Origin of the sequence: Paenibacillus sp. S-12, from assembly GCF_030363895.1 — a bacterium.
Lineage (GTDB): Bacteria > Bacillota > Bacilli > Paenibacillales > Paenibacillaceae > Paenibacillus_B > Paenibacillus_B alvei.
On sequence record NZ_JASIUF010000005.1, the window covers coordinates 1 to 17824 of the forward strand.

A 17824-nucleotide genomic window follows, 5' to 3' on the forward strand; every position below is an offset into this window, starting at 1 on the left:
CGAGGTAGATAGGTTGGAGGTGGAAGCACAGCAATGTGTGGAGCTGACCAATACTAATCGGTCGAGGGCTTATCCTAAAAGATATACCCCAAAAAGTGACGTGAAGCTTTGCAGCAACACCGATTACTTTTTGGGGGCCCCGGATGAACATCTTAACACGAACTTTCGCATTCAGTTTTCAGGGTGCAATGTTTTGGAGTCTGACTAGTGCAGATGAAGAAACGCACACAGCACTTGGTCGTGCTGAACCTGAATTAAATATTGGCACTAAGCCAATGCTGTTTGGTGGCGATGGCGGAGGGGTTCCACGCGTACCCATCCCGAACACGACCGTTAAGCCCTCCAGCGCCGATGGTACTTGGATCGCAGGGTCCCGGGAGAGTAGGACGCCGCCAAGCAATATTCCCTGATAGCTCAGTTGGTAGAGCACTCGACTGTTAATCGAGTTGTCACAGGTTCGAGTCCTGTTCGGGGAGCCATGGAGAGATGTCCGAGTTTGGTCGAAGGAGCACGATTGGAAATCGTGTAGGCGCCACAAGCGTCTCGAGGGTTCGAATCCCTCTCTCTCCGCCAGTTATCTGGCCCGTTGGTCAAGGGGTTAAGACACCTCCCTTTCACGGAGGTAACAGGGGTTCGAATCCCCTACGGGTCACCATATGGACACTTAGCTCAGCTGGGAGAGCACCATCTTGACAGGGTGGGGGTCAGCGGTTCGAACCCGTTAGTGTCCACCATAAAAAGCTATGAATAATGGTTAATAGATTAAGATACATAGCACTTATATGAACTAGTATATGGACGCTTAGCTCAGCTGGGAGAGCATCTGCCTTACAAGCAGAGGGTCGGCGGTTCGATCCCGTCAGCGTCCACCATCATATCGCGGGGTGGAGCAGTTGGTAGCTCGTCGGGCTCATAACCCGAAGGTCGCAGGTTCAAGTCCTGCCCCCGCAACCAAATATGGAGCTGTGGTGTAGAGGCCTAACATGCCTGCCTGTCACGCAGGAGACCGCGGGTTCGAATCCCGTCAGCTCCGCCATTTTCTCTTTTGAGAAATGAAAGAATAGAATAAGGCCCGTTGGTCAAGGGGTTAAGACACCTCCCTTTCACGGAGGTAACAGGGGTTCGAATCCCCTACGGGTCACCATTTCTCTCTTATGAGAGCCATTAGCTCAGTTGGTAGAGCACCTGACTTTTAATCAGGGTGTCGAAGGTTCGAGTCCTTCATGGCTCACCAGTTTGTGCAATATTCAGTCTGATGCGGAAGCGTCAGGCTTTTTTGTCGTTGTTCGGACAAGAAGAGCTGATTCGAGAGAGCGTAAGATGCTATGAGTAGGCAATATTTGATGTATGGGTGTCAATTAGTACTACCCTTAGAATTATGATAGTGTCATGCTCTATTGATGTTTTTTTCTAAAGACATTATGATAAAAAGAATAGATAACTAACTCCTTTTATAAAAGGGTTTCAATAAGGTGGGACGCTATGATGGGAGACAAAACCGTTAATATTAAGGAATTCAATCGAAATCGAATATATAAGCTGCTGCGGCAAGAAAAAAACTTATCTAAGCAAGATATTGTGCAGCTTTTGCAGATTAGCTTGCCAACGATTACGCAGAATTTAAATTATTTGCTGCAGGAGAAGCTGATCGCGAATACGGGAACCGTCGGCAATACCGGAGGACGCAATGCACAGGTTTATTCTTATATCAGCGATGCCAAAGTGGCCATTGGCTTAGACATTACGCGGAACCATGTCACAACTGTGGTTGTTGATTTAAATGGGGATATTATCCGTATCAACAGAAGAAGACAAAAATTTGAAACCTCTGACCCTTATTTTCAACTATTGGGAAATATCATTCAGGAAGACGTAAAGGAACTGGATATTGACGATTCGAAAATATTAGGTGTCGGTATCGGGGTGCCAGGATTAATTACGGAAGATCATCAAACTGTTTTTTATGGGAAGATCCTGAATTTCACTGGAGAGACGCTGCAGCGCTTCGCCAAGTACATACCATATCCCGCCATTCTTGTGAATGATGCGAATGCAGCTGGGTACTCAGAAATATGGGCAACGCCGGATACGCAAAATGCTTTTTATATTTCACTTAGCAATAATATTGGCGGAGCCGTTTATATTGGAAATAAGGTGTTTGCCGGAGAGAATCAAAAGAGCGGAGAAATCGGACATATTACGATTATTCCGGACGGTCTCCCTTGTTATTGCGGTCAAAAGGGGTGCCTAGAGGCTTATTGCTCGGCTTCTTTATTAGCAGATACAGCTGATGGGAGTTTGGCACGTTTTTTTGAGGGGGTACAGAATAGCGACCGTGAAAAGCAGATCGTATGGGACAACTATTTGCGCCATCTTTCAATCGCCATTAATAATATTCGTATGCTGTTCGACTGTGACATTATCCTTGGCGGTTACGTAGGGGCTTATATGGAGGATTATATTGATACGTTGAAGGAGCTGGTGGCCAGCCGCAATACGTTCGAAGATCATGCAGATTATGTTCGCATATGCAATTATAAAACGGAGGCTATTGCCGCAGGGGCTGCCCTGCCTTTCATCGATCGGTTCATTAATCAAATATAAGAAGATGCCAAGCTTACAGCATATCGCATGGAGTCGGTCAAATGGAACCAAGTTCCTTTACCTGCTTCATGCGATTTTTTTATCCTTCAATCGGCTGAACAAGAAGGGAAATGCTTCGGATCTTGTTCTCCAAAATAAATTATTTTTTTAAAGCATATTGACAAGAACGACGAGAGGGAATATCCTTGCATTAAGTAGTTTTATAAAATAGTTTAACAAAACTAGTTTACTTATGGGGAAGGCGGATGCATAATGAATCAACAATCTACCAGCTTAAAAGCCACAACAGGAAACGTACCGGCAACTATGAAAGCGCTTGTAGCCTATGGGAAGCATGATTACCGCTTTGAAGCCAACTATCCTACACCCGAATGCGGGCCAGACGATATGATTATTAAAACGGAAGCTTGTGGCATTTGTGCAGGAGATCTTAAGTGCATGCACGGGGCAGCAATGTTCTGGGGCGATGAGACACAGCCGGAATGGGTGAAGCCACCGTTTATTCCGGGTCATGAATTTTTAGGAACGATCGTAGAAATTGGTGAAAATGTAACCGATTTCAAAATAGGCGATCGAGTAACTGCGGATCAGATCGTTCCTTGTCAAGAATGCAGATTTTGCAAAAGAGGGGAGTACTGGATGTGCCAGCCCCATAATATTTTCGGATTCCAAGGTACAAACAACGGGGGAATGGCGGAATATGTCCGATACCCGAAAACGGCGGTTGTCCATAAGGTGCCTGGACAGATGGAATTGGAGTCCGCGTTGCTGATTGAGCCTTATGCTTGCTCGAAGCATGCCGTGGATCGGGCGCAAATCGGATGCGAAGATGTCGTCGTGATCTCTGGGGCAGGGCCTCTGGGCTTAGGAATGATCACGTATGCGAGAATGAAAAATCCAAAAAAATTGATTGTACTGGATTTGATCGAGAACCGTTTGGAAAAGGCGAAGGAATTCGGCGCGGATATCGTCCTCAATCCGAAAGAGACGGATGTGGTTCAAACGATTTTGGATATGACGGAAGGTTACGGTTGCGACATCTACATTGAAGCGACAGGGCATCCATCCAGCGTGACGCAAGGATTGAGCATGATTCGCAAGCTAGGACGCTTCGTGGAGTTTAGCGTGTTCGGGGAGCCGACTACCGTAGATTGGTCCATCATTGGCGACCGCAAGGAACTGGATGTATTAGGCTCACATTTGAGCCCCTATTGTTACCCATTCGTCATTGAAAATGTTGCGAACGGCAATTTGAAAACGAACGGCATTGTGACTCGCAAGTTCCCGATTGAGCAATGGGAAGAAGCCTTTGAATATGCATCCGGGAAGCATGGTGATTTCAAGGTCGCGATTACGTTCTAAAAAGGGTGAATGCTAAATGGAGAAATATGTAGTTGGAATTGATTATGGCACATTAAGCGCCCGTACGATACTTGTTAACGTATCCACCGGAGAGATATGCGCTTCTGCAGAGATGAGCTATCCTCACGGCGTAATGGATCAGGTGCTGCCGGACGGCGTAACGAAGCTGGGGCCGGATTGGGCTTTGCAGCATCCGCAGGACTATATACAATGCACCTCTGCAACGCTAACAAAGGTTCTAGAAACGAGCAGCATTGATGCTAGGCAGATTATTGGCGTCGGCACCGATTTTACGGAATGCACAATGCTTCCCGTAAAGAAGGATGGAACACCTCTGTGCATGCTGGATGCATACAAGAACAATCCGCATGCGTATGTGAAGCTGTGGAAGCACCATGCGGCGGCAGAGGAAGCCGATCGGCTCAATGAAATAGCCCGTATGCGGGGCGAGGAATTTTTGGATTATTACGGTGGGAAAATCTCCTCAGAATGGATGTTTCCAAAAATATGGCAAATTCTGAATGAGGCACCTGAAGTATATGATGCTGCAGATCGCTTTATGGAGCTTGCCGATTGGATCACACTGCAGCTTACTGGTACAGAAACACGGAATAGCTGCACAGCTGGATATAAGGCCATATGGCACAAACAGAACGGATTTCCATCGAATGCATTTCTGAAATCGCTCGATCCAAGGCTGGAATACGTCGTTGACGAGAAAATGTCGAGAACCATTTATCCGGTCGGCACCAAAGCAGGATCAATTACAGAAGAAAGTGCAAAATGGACGGGACTAGCTGCAGGGACAGCGGTGTCCGTAGGAATAGGCGATGCCCACTGTGCCGTAATCGGCTGCGGGATTACGACCCCCGATATTTTATTGATGGTAATGGGGACCTCCGGCTGCGATATGCTGGTCAGTGAAACGGCAGTAAAGGTGCCGGGCATTAGCGGCATTTGCGAGGATGGCATTTTGCCTGGGTTCTACGGCTATGAAGCAGGACAATCTTGCATGGGAGACCATTTCTCATGGTTTGCGAACCATTGTGTGCCAGAGCGCCTGGAGCAAGAGGCAAGAGCAGCGAACAAGCATGTGCTGCAGCTTCTCAATGAGAAGGCTGAGAAGATTAAGCCAGGCGCCAGCGGCTTGATTGCGCTGGATTGGTGGAATGGGAACCGTTCCGTTCTGGTGGATGCGGATCTGACAGGATCGATGTTCGGCATGACGACGGCTACGACAGCCGAAGAAATGTACAAAGCATTGGTTGAAGCCGTTGCGTTTGGGAAGCGGATGATTATTGAGAATTTTGTAGAGCACGGAGTTCCGATCACCAAAATCATGGCTACAGGCGGGATTGCGGAAAAAAGCCCATTCATTATGCAGACCTTCGCGGACATTATCGGCATGCCGATTCACGTGGCGGCAACTCAGCAAGGGACAGCGATGGGGGCCGCCATGCTCGGAGCCGTCGCAGCAGGCAGTACTAATGGGGGATATGATTCCATTCAGCAGGCTGGGAAATCAATGGGCGGAGGCATTAAGAAAACGTATGAGCCGCAAAGGAAGCACCGGGACATTTATAATCGACTCTATGCCCAGTATGTGCGGCTGCATGATTATTTCGGTCGCAATGAGCAGAGTCCGATCAAACAATTGAAAGCGATTAAATTAGAAGTGATGAGTAAGGATCGTTCAATTAAGACCTCTATTGATTAACTGCATTGCGGACAAAGAAGGAAATGATCATTCAGGAAAGAAGTGATGCACTTGAAAGGCAGACATATTTTGGACAAAGTAGGTATTCCTTCTTCTCTAGCTTGGGGCTATCTCGGCATTCTGATCTTTATGATGGGGGATGGGTTGGAGCAGGGATGGTTAAGCCCATATCTGGTTGAACAAGGTCTCACCGTACAACAATCTGGAATTTTATTTACGGTATACGGGGTTACGATTGCATTGTCTTCTTTCCTGTCCGGATTATTCGTTGACGCGATAGGCCCTAAAAAAGCAATGTTGACCGGGTTAATCCTATATATTCTCGGATCCGTAGGCTTTATCGGTTTAGGAATTACCCAACTTTCGTTTGCAACGATGCTGCCGACGTATGCGTTTAAAGGACTAGGCTATCCTTTGTTTGCCTATTCGTTTCTTGTATGGATCGCTTATCGGACACCGCAGAAGAAGCTGGGCACGGCTGTCGGCTGGTTCTGGTTCGTGTTCACTGGTGGCATGAACGTGCTCGGCGCATACTATTCCACCTGGGCATTGAAGAACTTGGGGCATATTAACACACTATGGAGCGCAATCGTATGGGTACTCCTTGGGGCATTGTTCGCACTGGTTATCAATCCCGGCGGCAAGCTGGATAAGACTAAGGCAGAGCAGCACGACAACAACAAATTAAAAGAGCTTGCAAAAGGATTGGCAATTGTCAAACAGGAACCGAAAATCGTATTGGTCGGCTTGGTTCGTATTATTAATACGGCAGCACAATTCGGCTTCCCTGTATATATGCCCCTGTACATGGAGAGTCAGGGCATAAGCATTGCATCTTGGCTGCATCTATGGGCAATGATCTTTATTGGCAATATTGCGTTTAACCTGCTGTTCGGCATTGTGGGCGACAAGCTTGGCTGGCGAAATACGGTGATGTGGTTTGGATGCGCGGGTTCGGCCTTCTTTACGATTGTGCTCTTTTACGTTCCTCAATTTGCGGCAGGAAATGTATGGCTTGTGCAAATTGTCGGGATATTGTGGGGAGGATGTCTGGCAGGATTTGTGCCATTGTCCGCGATAGCCCCGTCTTTGGTAAAGGAAGAAAAGGGTGCAGCGATGTCAATCTTGAACCTAGGAGCGGGATTGAGTGCATTCGTTGGCCCGGCTCTTGTTGCTTTATTTATTGGAAGCCTTGGTTACGCTGGCATTACGTGGCTTTTCGCTGGGCTGTTTGCGGCGGCAGGCATTATGATGATCTTTGTAACGCTTCCTGCTGAGAAAAAAACAACAAAGGACGCGAGTGCACACACCAAAATTGTAAGCGCTTAATAATGTAATCTAAAAAAGCAGCTCTTCTTCACTTGGTAGAGGGCTGCTTTCATCATAATGCTAGCGATCCATTTTGTGATAACTATTGTTTGTTCGGTATAGGGTAGGACTGATTCCGTACACGCAGGAAAATTGGTTTGAAAAGTAATGGATTGAATCGTACCCCAGCATCAGCGCGATTTCCGTAATCGATTGGCGGCTTTCCATCAGCAGAACGGCTGCCTTTTTCATGCGAGCCTGCAGCAAATACGTTTTAGGAGATATTCCTGTCTCTTGCTTGAAAAGCCGATAAAATTGGGATTTTTCCAATCCACATTCGCTGCACCAGTAATCAACCGAATGCCGCTGCTCGGGATGCTCGTCCATGCGTTCCAAGATTCGAGCTATACGATAATCCGAAGGATTGGGCAATCTGCTAGCATCGTACCATTGGATCAACCAGGAGTAAAAGCTAGCTGATGCAGCCTGCTTCGTATAGCAGCCGCGCCGATTATATGCGGCAAGCACATGCTTCACCAACTCAATGAAGTATGGATAAGGGCGAAGCGAAGTGCAGGTCGGCAATGATTCCAGTTCTGTGCAAGGCTTCTGTGCGGTTAACCACTTCGGATCGAATTCATCCCATTCATAAGCAAAGGTAGGCTGGTTTGGTGGGGGAGCCTCCCAGAGATCGCAGTAGATATTGCATGCATTCATCGTTTCATTTGGTGCATGCTCGAAGGAATGCCATTGGCCAGGACGGACAAAGATGAGCGTGCCGTTTGAGACCGCATATCGATGGTCATCTATCGTCATGTGCCCATGGCCGTCCAAGAATAAGTGGAATGCATAGCTGTATCCTCTGCGCAGCTGTTCCTCTCGCGTTCCCCGATAATTATACATATGCGCTGCACGGATGTATGGCCTTATATCCGCAATGGTATTCATGCCTATCCCTCCGGTTCGTTAGCGGAAATTTTTATAACTGACAGGAACTTGTTATAAATACGAGCAGCTAGGAACATGATACTATGTTTGCAGAGTTATGTCATGATAGGGGAAGTCTGCAAACGAAAATGATGACAGCATGTGTTGACGAGGAGGAACAATCATGGTTGATTTGGGCAAGGTGTTAGTAGAAGAATCACGAGGCGGTTGGTTGGAATGTGCATATACAGGACACATTGTGGGGGTGAACGAGCAAGCAGAAACGCTTTTCCATGTCGGTAATCCCGACTATGTGAGCTTTATGCGTTCCTCATCTAAGCCAGTGCAGGCACTTCCTGCTTTGATGGCTGGTGTGCCAGAGCATTATGGACTAAATGAGGAAGAAATCGTCCTGATGACCGCATCCCATCGTGCACAGCAGTTCCATGTCCAAGCCCTCGAATCGTTCATGAAGAAGACTGGGATCACTGAGGAGCAATTTGTGTGCAAACCAACCTATCCGCTCAATAGTGCTGCTAGAGACGAGCGGATTGCCAATGGGCAACCACCGCGTTCCTTATATCACAACTGTTCGGGCAAGCACTTGGGCGTACTTTCGTTATGCAAAATGATGGGCTGGTCGACCCATGATTACGCTGAGCCTGAGCATCCCGTTCAACAGCAGGTGTTGCGCTTGATGTCTCAACTTGCTGATGTTCCTGTAGAGCAAATTAAACTAGGAACGGATGGCTGTGGATTCCCGGTATATGCGATTCCAATTCGCAATATAGCCCTCTTGTATTTGAGACTGGCTTGTCCTGATTTAATAGCAGATGAGCAAGTACGCAGAGCAATTACACGCTTAACGGGCCTAATGAACAAGCATCCACTTTATGTGTCAGGCACAGAGCTTATTTGTCCTACATTGTTGCAGGACCCGAATATCGTTGCCAAGGGAGGAGCCAAGGGCATTTATTGCTTCGGCTTGCGTGAACAGAGAATGGGAATCGCTTTTAAGGTAATGGACGGTTCAGAAGACCAATGGCCGATGATTGCAGCTGACATCTTACAGCAGCTCGAGTACCCGACAAAAGCAACCATCGAACGTTTGAAAAAGCTAAGCCCTGCCGAAACGAAAAATGATAATGCTAGGGTAGTGGGACTTCGTAAGCCTGTCTTTACGCTTGAATGGATAAAGAAATAGAATACAAGAATATACTATTAGAACCTGCTTATACGAGCTGAAAAATGGCTTGTTAAGCAGGTTTTGCTGCAAGAAAAAAATACCATCATAAAATCTTTAAAAAACATTTGCAATTCGATATTCAGTCTGATATATTATTACTTGTCCTTGTTGAACGGAAACGACGACAACGAAGTGAATGAAGTCGTCAAGTTTGTATAAGATGAGGAAATATGCGGACATAGCTCAGTGGTAGAGTATCGCCTTGCCAAGGCGAGGGTCGCGAGTTCGAATCTCGTTGTCCGCTCCATTATATATGCGCCCTTAGCTCAGCTGGATAGAGCGTTTGACTACGAATCAAAAGGTCGGGAGTTCGAATCTCTCAGGGCGCGCCACTTAATTTCATAATGGATATCTACTAAGCCGGTGTGGCGGAATTGGCAGACGCGCGCGACTCAAAATCGTGAGGGAAACCGTGGAGGTTCGAGTCCTCTCACCGGCACCATCCATTCGGGACGTAGCTCAGCTTGGTAGAGCACCTGGTTTGGGACCAGGGGGTCGCATGTTCAAATCGTGTCGTCCCGACCATTATCATTAACCGTTGGTTATTAGCCGGCGGTTTTTTGCTATGTTCCTTCCTCTTTCTTCCTTCTATTATTTGCTTATAATTTCCTTGATTTCATTTGAACGATTTATCAGTGTAAACCGTAATATTAATGCTTGACGGCAAAGTTCTTTGTGAACGGATGACAAGGAAAGGGGCGAATGCATGTCTGAGCAGCATCGAATAGAGCAGGCAGTACGAGGAGATATGAATGAACTCGCTGTGCTGCTGCATGAAAATTACTCCTTCCTATTTAAATATGCCTTGAAATTAACGATGAACTCCGCCTGTGCAGAGGATTTGGTTCAAGATACGATGGTGCGTTGTATGGAAAAGATCCATACGTACAACGGAGAATCACGCTTTTCATCATGGCTCATTACCATTGCAACACGCTTATATTATGATATGATGCGCCGCAAGAAAGTCGAGAACAGATGGCGGGAACAGGAGCAGGGGTTACGGCAGCTGCGATATCAAATGGAATCTTGCAATATCGAATGGACAACTGCCATGGAGCTATTGGGAGAGCTGACTTATGAGCAGCGGGCTCCCATAGTGTTAAAACATTATTATGGGTATCAGGTGAATGAGATTGCAAATATGTTGAACGTGCAAGCTGGGACTGTCAAATCACGCCTACATTACGGCTTGGAGAAGCTGCGGAAGGAGTGGGAGCAAGATGAGTGAACAAGAAAATAAGAAGAAAGCAGGGAATGCTGATTCAAACCGCGAGTCATCTCTATCTGATGGAGATGCATCTCACCCAAAACATTCAGAAAATGTAGAAGTTCCTTCACAAGAACTGGAATGGGATAAAATGCTGCATCCCCACTGGGAACGTTTAGACGCTTGGAGTAATGTCCATGCTCCTCATCCGAGTTCAGCTCAAATTCAGCAGGTACTGCTTCAGGCTAAGATGAAAAACCGTAGGCGGCTATGGAAGGAACTGCTTGGCTTATGGAGCATTGCTTTGCTGCTCGTTGGCGGCGGCTGCAGCCTTGCAGCAACAAATTGGCAGGTATACGTATGGGCCCAAGTATTCCTGTTAAGCGGAGCAGTTATCATTTGGTTAACATGCATCCAACCAAGCAAGGAGAGTGAGCGGCATGAATAATGGTGCGGGAAATTTGCCTTGGTGGGCATGGATTCTTCTTGGAAGTATTCTGCTTGCTCAAGGAACGTGGTTGTTCCTGGATGCGCGCAATCGCAACAAATATCCATGGTTCTGGGGGATATGGGGATTTTTGAATACCCCCCTCCCGCTTGTTCTCTATATTTGTTTTGTGATACGACCGTGGAGAAAATCCCGCTAAGTAGGTTAAAACGTGTATAACATCCCCTTTTTCTGGGCCACACTATAAGAAAAGCTACTCAGTATGGATAATAACATCTGGCGGCTTTTTCTTATATGCGAGAGAACAGATGATGGATCATCGGAAAGAGTCTGTTCGCTCAAATAAATAAGCAGTTAGAGGGGATTACTTATGGCTCGAGAACACCGTACCGGCTCTTGGTTCTATTTTCGAGTGAAGCAATGGATGAAGCGTCTGCGGCGCTTACGTAGACCAATATGGTCTTTAGCTGCAATTGTGCTGTTTGTTGTGATCATAGCTGTCGGCATACAACTGTCTGATCATGTACGGAATTTGATGGCGAAATATGATAAACCGACTTCAATTGAAACGTTCGCCCTCTGGAAGGATAATGAGGCCAAGCTTAATGAAACAGCTCAGTTTGTAATTGCACAGTTGGTTCAAGAGGATATTAAGCGTGAGGTCATTGCTCGCAAGCAATATATATGTGGAAAAAATGATGAAGTGCTGGGTATTAAGCCCACGCGCGACATTATTCAGCTTGTGCTGAATCACCCAGACTGGTCCGTTTCCATGGATGCGGATGGACGAGTTATTTTGGAGGAGCAGATTGAAGAATTATCAGGTACATGCAAGGATAGAGCGCATATTAGTCTTGATAAGGATGGGAATCTGACCTTGTATGATGGGCCTCCGGAAGATGGCAAAGTGATACGTACTTTTTTCCAATTAGACGTGGAGTCCATGGAGAGCTCGCTTCCGCCAAAGGTGATGAAGCAGTTGTACCAAGGGATTCGCATTACAGATGTCGATGCTTATCATAGTGTGCTGTCTACATTTAGCGATTATGCAATAGAAGAAACGAAGAAAGTCATGAAACCAACCCCTCCTAATGAACGTATTACAAAATAAGAAGCAGTAACGAGTAGGACGCCGTAACCGACGTCCTTCTTTTTTTGAACAGCGGGGTAGGTCATGTAATGTAAGAAATAGAGAATGAAGGTATGGATTGCCCTTAGCCACCTACAAAAGAAATGTCGGTTTACGGTCATAATAATTGTACAGCGGAAAGGGGAATGCCAATGGAACTTATTCTCATGTTGCTCATCATTTTGGCTTCGACAAAGATCGCAGGTGATCTCACTGTACGATTGGGTCAGCCAGCCGTATTAGGTAAACTAATTGTAGGGATTATTATCGGTCCAGCTGTGCTTGGATGGGTTACGGATGGCGAACTGATCAAGGAAATGGCGGAAGTTGGCGTCATTTTGCTGATGTTCATCGCTGGTTTGGAAACGGATTTAGAAGAATTGAAGAAAAACTGGAAGGCGGCATTCGCAGTAGCAGTTGGCGGCGTCATTCTTCCGTTTATTGGCGGATATAGTGGTGGTCTGATGTTAGGCCTAGATTCGAACCAATCGATGTTTATCGGCTTGCTGTTGTGTGCTACTTCGGTAAGTATTTCAGTGCAGACGCTGAAGGATCTAGGACAGCTCAGCACTAGAGAAGGTACGACCATTCTTGGTGCAGCAGTCGTGGATGACATACTTGTAGTCATACTTCTTGCCTTCATGCTCAGCTTGCTCGGTACAGGCGGAGGCGCGTCCCTCGGACTTATTATTGGTAAAAAAGTTCTATTCTTTGTAGTCGTTATTCTTGCAGGCATTTATGTGGTGCCGAAAATCATGAAATGGCTCGCGCCGCTGCGTGTTACGGAGGCCATAATTAGTGCCGCGCTCATTATATGCTTTGCATTTTCTTATTTTGCGGACTACTTGGGTGTTGCAGGCATTATCGGTGCATTCGCCGCCGGCATTGCTATTTCACAAACGAAGTTCAAGCATGAAGTCGAGCATCGTCTTGAGCCGATTGCTTACGGTATCTTCGTGCCGATATTCTTCGTCAGCGTAGGAATTAACGTTAGCTTCGATGGTATTGGAGAATATGTGTGGTTTATCGTGTTATTTACGATCATTGCGATTCTGACCAAACTGCTTGGGTGCGGATTGGGAGCTCGACTGACTGGATTCGATCGCAAGAGTGCCATAGGTATCGGTTCAGGGATGGTCTCCCGCGGCGAGGTTGCACTCATTATAGCGACAACGGGGCTCGAAGGCGCTTTGTTCGATAAAGTGTATTTCACACCTTTCGTCATTGTCATTATTTTAACAACACTGGTAACGCCGCCGATGTTGAAGGCTGCTTTTCGTCAGTCTACGGAAGTGCCGGCAGCTAATCAAGTATCTGCAGGGAAGTAAGTAATCGCTGTAATTAGGCTGTATTCCCTGCAAACATCATAGGATTGACTCATTCTCTTCTTCACGATCTATGTTATAATGGAGTGAACACATATGTTCGCTTACTGGTACATGGATGCGGTGAGGGAGAGATTTTTTTTGCGTATTTTAGGAATAGACCCAGGGATTGCGATTGCAGGTTTTGGGTTTGTAGATAAGCAGGGGAGCCGGATTGTACCTGTACAATATGGCTGTATTCAGACAGAGCCTTCGACTGCGCCAGAGATGCGGCTGCTTCAAGTGTATGAAGCAACCGAGCAATTGCTTGACAAATATAAGCCGGATGCAATGGGGATTGAGAAATTGTTCTTCAATCGAAATGTCACGAATGCGTTTTCTGTGGGACAGGCACGTGGTGTCATCATATTAGCAGCTGCCAAGCGCGGCATACCGATTGCAGAATATACCCCCATGCAGGTGAAGCAGGCTATTGTTGGATACGGAAAGGCAGAGAAGAAGCAGGTTCAAGAAATGGTGAAGCTGTTCTTAAAGCTGAGGGAAATACCGAAGCCGGACGATGTGGCGGATGCGCTTGCGGTGGCGATATGCCATGCGCATTCGAGTGGGCTTAATGACAAATTGAATGGAGTATGGCGATCATGATCGATTTTTTGCGTGGACAAGTTGCTCACTTAGAAACAGAATATATCGTCTTGGATGTCCAGGGGGTCGGATATCGAGTGTTTACACCGAATCCCTATGCTTTTGCGAAGCAAGACGGAGCAGTAACGGCATTTATCCATTATCATGTACGTGAAGATGCAACGCTGCTGTTCGGATTCAGCACGCGAGAGGAACAGAAGCTATTTCGCAGGTTAATAGATGTGAACGGGGTAGGGCCGAAGGTTGCTCTAGGCATCCTGGCTGGGTGCGGCAAGCCAGAGGCAGTCGTTACCGCCATTCAGCAAGAGAATATTACATTCTTGACGAAGCTGCCGGGGATTGGCAAGAAGACGGCTCAGCGTATCGTTTTAGATTTGAAAGACAAGCTGGACGGCATTGGATTGGATATCCATCCGGATTCGTTGTTCACACGTGTTACGGTAGCAGATGAGGACAGTTCAGATGGAAGCGCTTGGTCTGAGGCGAGAGAAGCGCTCAAAGCATTGGGCTATACGGAAGCAGAGCTTGATCGTGTATGGAAAGACTTGCAACATCGCATTCATGCGGATGAAAGTGTAGATTCTTTAATGAAGAAGGCGCTGCAGGCGTTGTTTAAAGGATAAGAAAGGCGGTTAAGATGGAAGAGCACGAACGCATCATATCAGCCAATTGCATGATGGAAGATCAGGCAGTCGAATTAAGCCTGAGACCGCGTTATTTGTCCGAGTACATCGGCCAATCACAGGTGAAAGACAATTTAAAGGTATTTATCGAAGCTGCAAAGCTCCGGAAGGAAGCGCTTGACCATGTATTGCTTTATGGTCCCCCAGGCCTTGGCAAGACGACTCTATCGAATATTATTGCCAATGAGCTCGGTGTTAATATACGGACGACTTCGGGACCCGCAATTGAGAGACCTGGAGATCTCGCTGCACTGCTTACGAACTTGCAGGAAGGCGATGTCCTCTTCATTGATGAGATTCATCGGCTGCATCGTACCGTTGAAGAAGTGCTGTACCCGGCAATGGAAGACTTTGCGCTTGATATCATTATCGGCAAGGGTCCAAGTGCCAGATCCGTGAGGCTCGACCTGCCAAAGTTCACCTTAATAGGTGCTACGACAAGAGCAGGCTTGCTCTCGGCGCCGCTTCGTGATCGCTTTGGTGTCGTCAGTCGCTTAGAGTTCTACAATAAGGATGAATTGAGCTACATCGTTTCTCGTGCAGCAGACATATTAGAGGTTCAAATCGTGGGCGATGCCGCCGATGAGATTGCGGTTCGATCACGGGGGACACCACGGATTGCCAACCGCTTGCTGAAGCGGGTGAGAGATTTCGCTCAAGTACGGGGAGATGGCGTGATCACAGCCGACATTGCGAAAGAGTCGCTGCGGCTCATTCAAGTAGACCCGCTTGGTCTTGATCAGATTGATCATAAGATGCTACGCACAATGATAACGAATTTCCGCGGAGGGCCGGTTGGCCTTGATACGATTGCGGCTACGATTGGCGAGGAGAGTCAAACCATCGAGGACGTATATGAACCGTACCTGTTGCAAATTGGATTTCTCCAACGAACACCGCGGGGAAGAATGGTTACCCCCCAAGCCTATACTCATTTAGGATTGCCTATACCGGAACAAAGTTAAGGAAAACGCGTACAAATTGACGTATGCAGAGGAGACGTGGCAGAAGAGAAAGGAATGGGGAAACATGAATAACAACAGGAACGTTATCCGATCCGTTGCTAGTGTACTTACGGGAGTTCTGCTGCTAAGCGGAGCTCCGTATGCGCTTATGCAGCCAGCTAACGTCGCGTATGCGGCAGCAAGCAATGATGCAAGGCCTGAGCAATCAATAGTCAATAATCATATTCGTGTGGCATTATTCGCGAATTTGAGCAAGGGTTCTCCTGGACAAACGGAACTGCTCTCACTTGCCTCAACAGCATCTCTCCAATTAGAAGCACGATTGGGATCAAGCTCGAAGGGCAGTGTTGAAGTAGGCGGAGAACAGGCTCGCTTTAGTGCCGATGATTATAAAGTGAAACTGCTAGAGACCGATGACTTGTCAGCGGCGCAATCTGCATTAAAGAAGGCGCAGGCTTCAGGATCGGCGTACATCATTCAGATCCCAAGACGTGGGACGACATTTTTTGCTGTATATGCAGGAAGCTATGCCAGCAACAAATCGGCTAGTCAAGCAGCGGACAAGCTTCGCGGAGCATCGGGCATGAGCTCATTACTCCAAGGGTATGAGCCGTCCGTAGTAGGCCCTCAATATGTACAAGCTGGCACGTTCAGCTCGCGAGACGAGGCTAAATCCGTTCAGCAAGCTTTGCTGGATGCCGACTTAGATGCATATGTGGTAACGCTGGCAACAGACAGCGGGGTGCGAACAGCGGTGTGGGCAGGGCAAGCAGCCTCTGATACGCAATTAACCGGGATTAAGAAGGTAGTTGCGTCAAAGGGGTATACAGCAGGTGCTGTACAAGCTCAAGGCGCTGTCATACATACCGTTGAAGTAGCTGGGAATAACACTACACCACATTATCGAGTGTTCGGGAATGCGAAATGGGTAGTCAAGCCAAGCACGCAAACCACGATTAAAGTGAACGAACGCAGCGGCAGAGCTTATCGTGGAATCATGGAGGTAAGCATCTATAAGGATAAGTTGGCGCTTGTTAATGAGGTGCCGCTCGAAGAGTATTTGCTGTCTGTGGTTGGCGGCGAAGTATACTCGAGTTGGCCGATGGATGCGTTGAAAGCGCAAGCGGTAGCCGCTCGTACATTTGCCTTGTATCAAGGCAATAAATTTGAAATCGCCAATGTTGTGGATACGACACTGAGCCAAGCCTACTTTGGCGTAGAGAAGGAGCATCCAGACATTAAAAAGGCTGTTGAAGCAACAGCCGGCGAAGTTCTCATGCAAAATGGCAAGCTGATTGAAGCCATCTTTAATTCCAGTGCGGGGGGCAAAACAGCTGATCCAATGGAAGTATGGGGCGGATCTTATGATTATTTCCAAGTGGTAGACAGCCCTGATGATGTTGCCCAGGAAGGGGCAAAGTCCTGGTACCGTGTAACTCTTCCTGACGGCAAGACGGGATATGTTCGTGAGGATGTCGTGAAGCTCTCAGGGCAGACAGCGACCGTATTGGAGAACGGAACCAACGTCCGTCCAACACCAGCTATTCAGACAGGTGTACAGCCTGTTGGCAAAGTGGACAAAGGCACCAAGCTTACGGTTCTGGAAACCGTGTTTGAAAACAACGAAATGAATTGGGTACGCGGCCCTTATACGGCTGAGCAGATAACAAGCTGGCTGAAGGAGCGCACAGATACAGCATTGAGTGGGACAATAAAGACGCTTGCAGTTACAGAAAGAGGGCCATCTGGACGTGCGATCAAGATTGAAGCAGATGGCAAGCCGGTCGAGGTAAGTTACCCGGATAACTTCCGATATGCGTTTGGCGGTTTGCCAAGTACGTTATTTGATATTGTTCCAAATGGAACGGGTGTTGTATCAAATGTTCTGAGCAGTGGCAGTGGAACAGGTTCAGGCTCGTCATCCATCTCGATCATAGGAGCCGATGGAAAATTGCAGTCTGTCAAAGACTCCTCCAAGCTTCGTGTCGTAAGCGGCAGCAGCAAGACAGGCGAGAAGCTACCAAACAGCATTGCTGCTGTGAACGGGAAGGGAACAACCGGCAAAGTAGGATCGGATAAGGTCGAGCAGAAGCCTGTTGTCGAAGCGAATTCATTCTTGTTTGTCGGCAAAGGCAACGGGCACGGGATTGGGATGTCGCAATGGGGAGCTAAGGGATTGGCTGATCAAGGGTATGACTATAAAGCGATTTTGCAATACTATTACAAAAATGTAGAGCTAGTGAAGCGTTAGGACG

Annotated in this window: 15 protein-coding genes, 13 tRNA genes and 1 rRNA gene; 28 read left to right on the forward strand and 1 reads right to left on the reverse strand. The window is 47.3% G+C overall.

Features of this window, described 5'->3' with window-relative positions:
- Window positions 1-281 precede the first annotated feature (281 nt).
- From rrf to NO352_RS02850, 14 genes are all read left to right on the forward strand, one after another.
- Window positions 282-398 (forward strand): 5S ribosomal RNA (rrf, locus tag NO352_RS02785).
- A gap of 5 nt (window positions 399-403) precedes the next feature.
- A tRNA-Asn gene (locus tag NO352_RS02790) sits at window positions 404-479 on the forward strand.
- A 1-nt stretch (window position 480) separates the two neighbouring features.
- Window positions 481-573: transfer RNA gene (locus NO352_RS02795), tRNA-Ser, on the forward strand.
- 7 nt (window positions 574-580) lie between these two features.
- Window positions 581-655: transfer RNA gene (locus NO352_RS02800), tRNA-Glu, on the forward strand.
- A 3-nt stretch (window positions 656-658) separates the two neighbouring features.
- Window positions 659-734: transfer RNA gene (locus tag NO352_RS02805), tRNA-Val, on the forward strand.
- 62 nt (window positions 735-796) lie between these two features.
- A tRNA-Val gene (locus tag NO352_RS02810) sits at window positions 797-872 on the forward strand.
- A gap of 6 nt (window positions 873-878) precedes the next feature.
- A tRNA-Met gene (locus tag NO352_RS02815) sits at window positions 879-954 on the forward strand.
- Between the two features lie 5 nt (window positions 955-959).
- Window positions 960-1036: transfer RNA gene (locus NO352_RS02820), tRNA-Asp, on the forward strand.
- Window positions 1037-1069: 33 nt separating this feature from the next.
- Window positions 1070-1144: transfer RNA gene (locus NO352_RS02825), tRNA-Glu, on the forward strand.
- A gap of 14 nt (window positions 1145-1158) precedes the next feature.
- A tRNA-Lys gene (locus tag NO352_RS02830) sits at window positions 1159-1234 on the forward strand.
- Window positions 1235-1482: 248 nt separating this feature from the next.
- Entirely contained in the window at window positions 1483-2604 is a 1122-nt protein-coding gene (locus tag NO352_RS02835; RefSeq protein WP_289354873.1) for an ROK family protein, read from the forward strand.
- Between the two features lie 252 nt (window positions 2605-2856).
- The gene (locus tag NO352_RS02840) at window positions 2857-3966 is read left to right on the forward strand and encodes an MDR/zinc-dependent alcohol dehydrogenase-like family protein (protein WP_268599161.1); all 1110 of its coding nucleotides are present in this window, start codon (window positions 2857-2859) and stop codon (window positions 3964-3966) included.
- A 16-nt stretch (window positions 3967-3982) separates the two neighbouring features.
- Complete coding sequence (locus tag NO352_RS02845) at window positions 3983-5683, forward strand: ribulokinase (protein ID WP_289354874.1); 1701 nt, start codon at window positions 3983-3985, stop codon at window positions 5681-5683.
- Window positions 5684-5728: 45 nt separating this feature from the next.
- Window positions 5729-7012, forward strand: coding sequence for an MFS transporter (locus NO352_RS02850; RefSeq protein WP_268623171.1), 1284 nt, complete (start codon window positions 5729-5731; stop codon window positions 7010-7012).
- Window positions 7013-7072: 60 nt separating this feature from the next.
- On the opposite strand, the gene NO352_RS02855 is transcribed toward NO352_RS02850, so the two are convergent.
- Window positions 7073-7939: an AraC family transcriptional regulator gene (locus NO352_RS02855; RefSeq protein ID WP_005547407.1), complete on the reverse strand. Its 867-nt coding sequence runs from the start codon at window positions 7937-7939 to the stop codon at window positions 7073-7075.
- A 163-nt stretch (window positions 7940-8102) separates the two neighbouring features.
- On the opposite strand from NO352_RS02855, the gene NO352_RS02860 reads away from it, so the two are divergent.
- From NO352_RS02860 to NO352_RS02925, 14 genes are all read left to right on the forward strand, one after another.
- Window positions 8103-9122: an asparaginase gene (locus NO352_RS02860; RefSeq protein ID WP_005547409.1), complete on the forward strand. Its 1020-nt coding sequence runs from the start codon at window positions 8103-8105 to the stop codon at window positions 9120-9122.
- A gap of 214 nt (window positions 9123-9336) precedes the next feature.
- A tRNA-Gly gene (locus tag NO352_RS02865) sits at window positions 9337-9411 on the forward strand.
- Window positions 9412-9419: 8 nt separating this feature from the next.
- Window positions 9420-9496: transfer RNA gene (locus NO352_RS02870), tRNA-Arg, on the forward strand.
- A 27-nt stretch (window positions 9497-9523) separates the two neighbouring features.
- A tRNA-Leu gene (locus tag NO352_RS02875) sits at window positions 9524-9606 on the forward strand.
- Between the two features lie 6 nt (window positions 9607-9612).
- Window positions 9613-9689: transfer RNA gene (locus tag NO352_RS02880), tRNA-Pro, on the forward strand.
- 181 nt (window positions 9690-9870) lie between these two features.
- Window positions 9871-10395: an RNA polymerase sigma factor SigY gene (gene sigY / locus NO352_RS02885; protein WP_005547411.1), complete on the forward strand. Its 525-nt coding sequence runs from the start codon at window positions 9871-9873 to the stop codon at window positions 10393-10395.
- On the forward strand, window positions 10388-10822 hold the full coding sequence (locus NO352_RS02890) for a YxlC family protein (RefSeq protein WP_005547414.1): 435 nt from the start codon (window positions 10388-10390) through the stop codon (window positions 10820-10822). The genes sigY and NO352_RS02890 overlap by 8 nt, the downstream gene beginning before the upstream one ends.
- Window positions 10815-11021 (forward strand): hypothetical protein, encoded by a 207-nt coding sequence (locus NO352_RS02895; RefSeq protein ID WP_005547416.1) that lies wholly within the window; start codon window positions 10815-10817, stop codon window positions 11019-11021. The genes NO352_RS02890 and NO352_RS02895 overlap by 8 nt, the downstream gene beginning before the upstream one ends.
- A gap of 171 nt (window positions 11022-11192) precedes the next feature.
- Entirely contained in the window at window positions 11193-11933 is a 741-nt protein-coding gene (locus NO352_RS02900; RefSeq protein WP_005547418.1) for a BofC C-terminal domain-containing protein, read from the forward strand.
- Between the two features lie 170 nt (window positions 11934-12103).
- Complete coding sequence (locus NO352_RS02905) at window positions 12104-13279, forward strand: cation:proton antiporter (RefSeq protein WP_040735981.1); 1176 nt, start codon at window positions 12104-12106, stop codon at window positions 13277-13279.
- A 138-nt stretch (window positions 13280-13417) separates the two neighbouring features.
- Window positions 13418-13921, forward strand: a complete 504-nt coding sequence (gene ruvC / locus NO352_RS02910; RefSeq protein ID WP_289355163.1) for a crossover junction endodeoxyribonuclease RuvC — start codon at window positions 13418-13420, stop codon at window positions 13919-13921.
- Entirely contained in the window at window positions 13918-14544 is a 627-nt protein-coding gene (gene ruvA / locus NO352_RS02915) for a Holliday junction branch migration protein RuvA (protein ID WP_268620197.1), read from the forward strand. Before ruvC ends, ruvA begins: the two co-directional genes overlap by 4 nt.
- 14 nt (window positions 14545-14558) lie before the next feature.
- A complete protein-coding gene (gene ruvB, locus NO352_RS02920) occupies window positions 14559-15569 on the forward strand; it encodes a Holliday junction branch migration DNA helicase RuvB (protein ID WP_005547426.1) in 1011 nt (336 codons plus the stop codon).
- 64 nt (window positions 15570-15633) lie between these two features.
- Entirely contained in the window at window positions 15634-17820 is a 2187-nt protein-coding gene (locus NO352_RS02925) for a SpoIID/LytB domain-containing protein (protein WP_289354875.1), read from the forward strand.
- Window positions 17821-17824 lie beyond the last annotated feature (4 nt).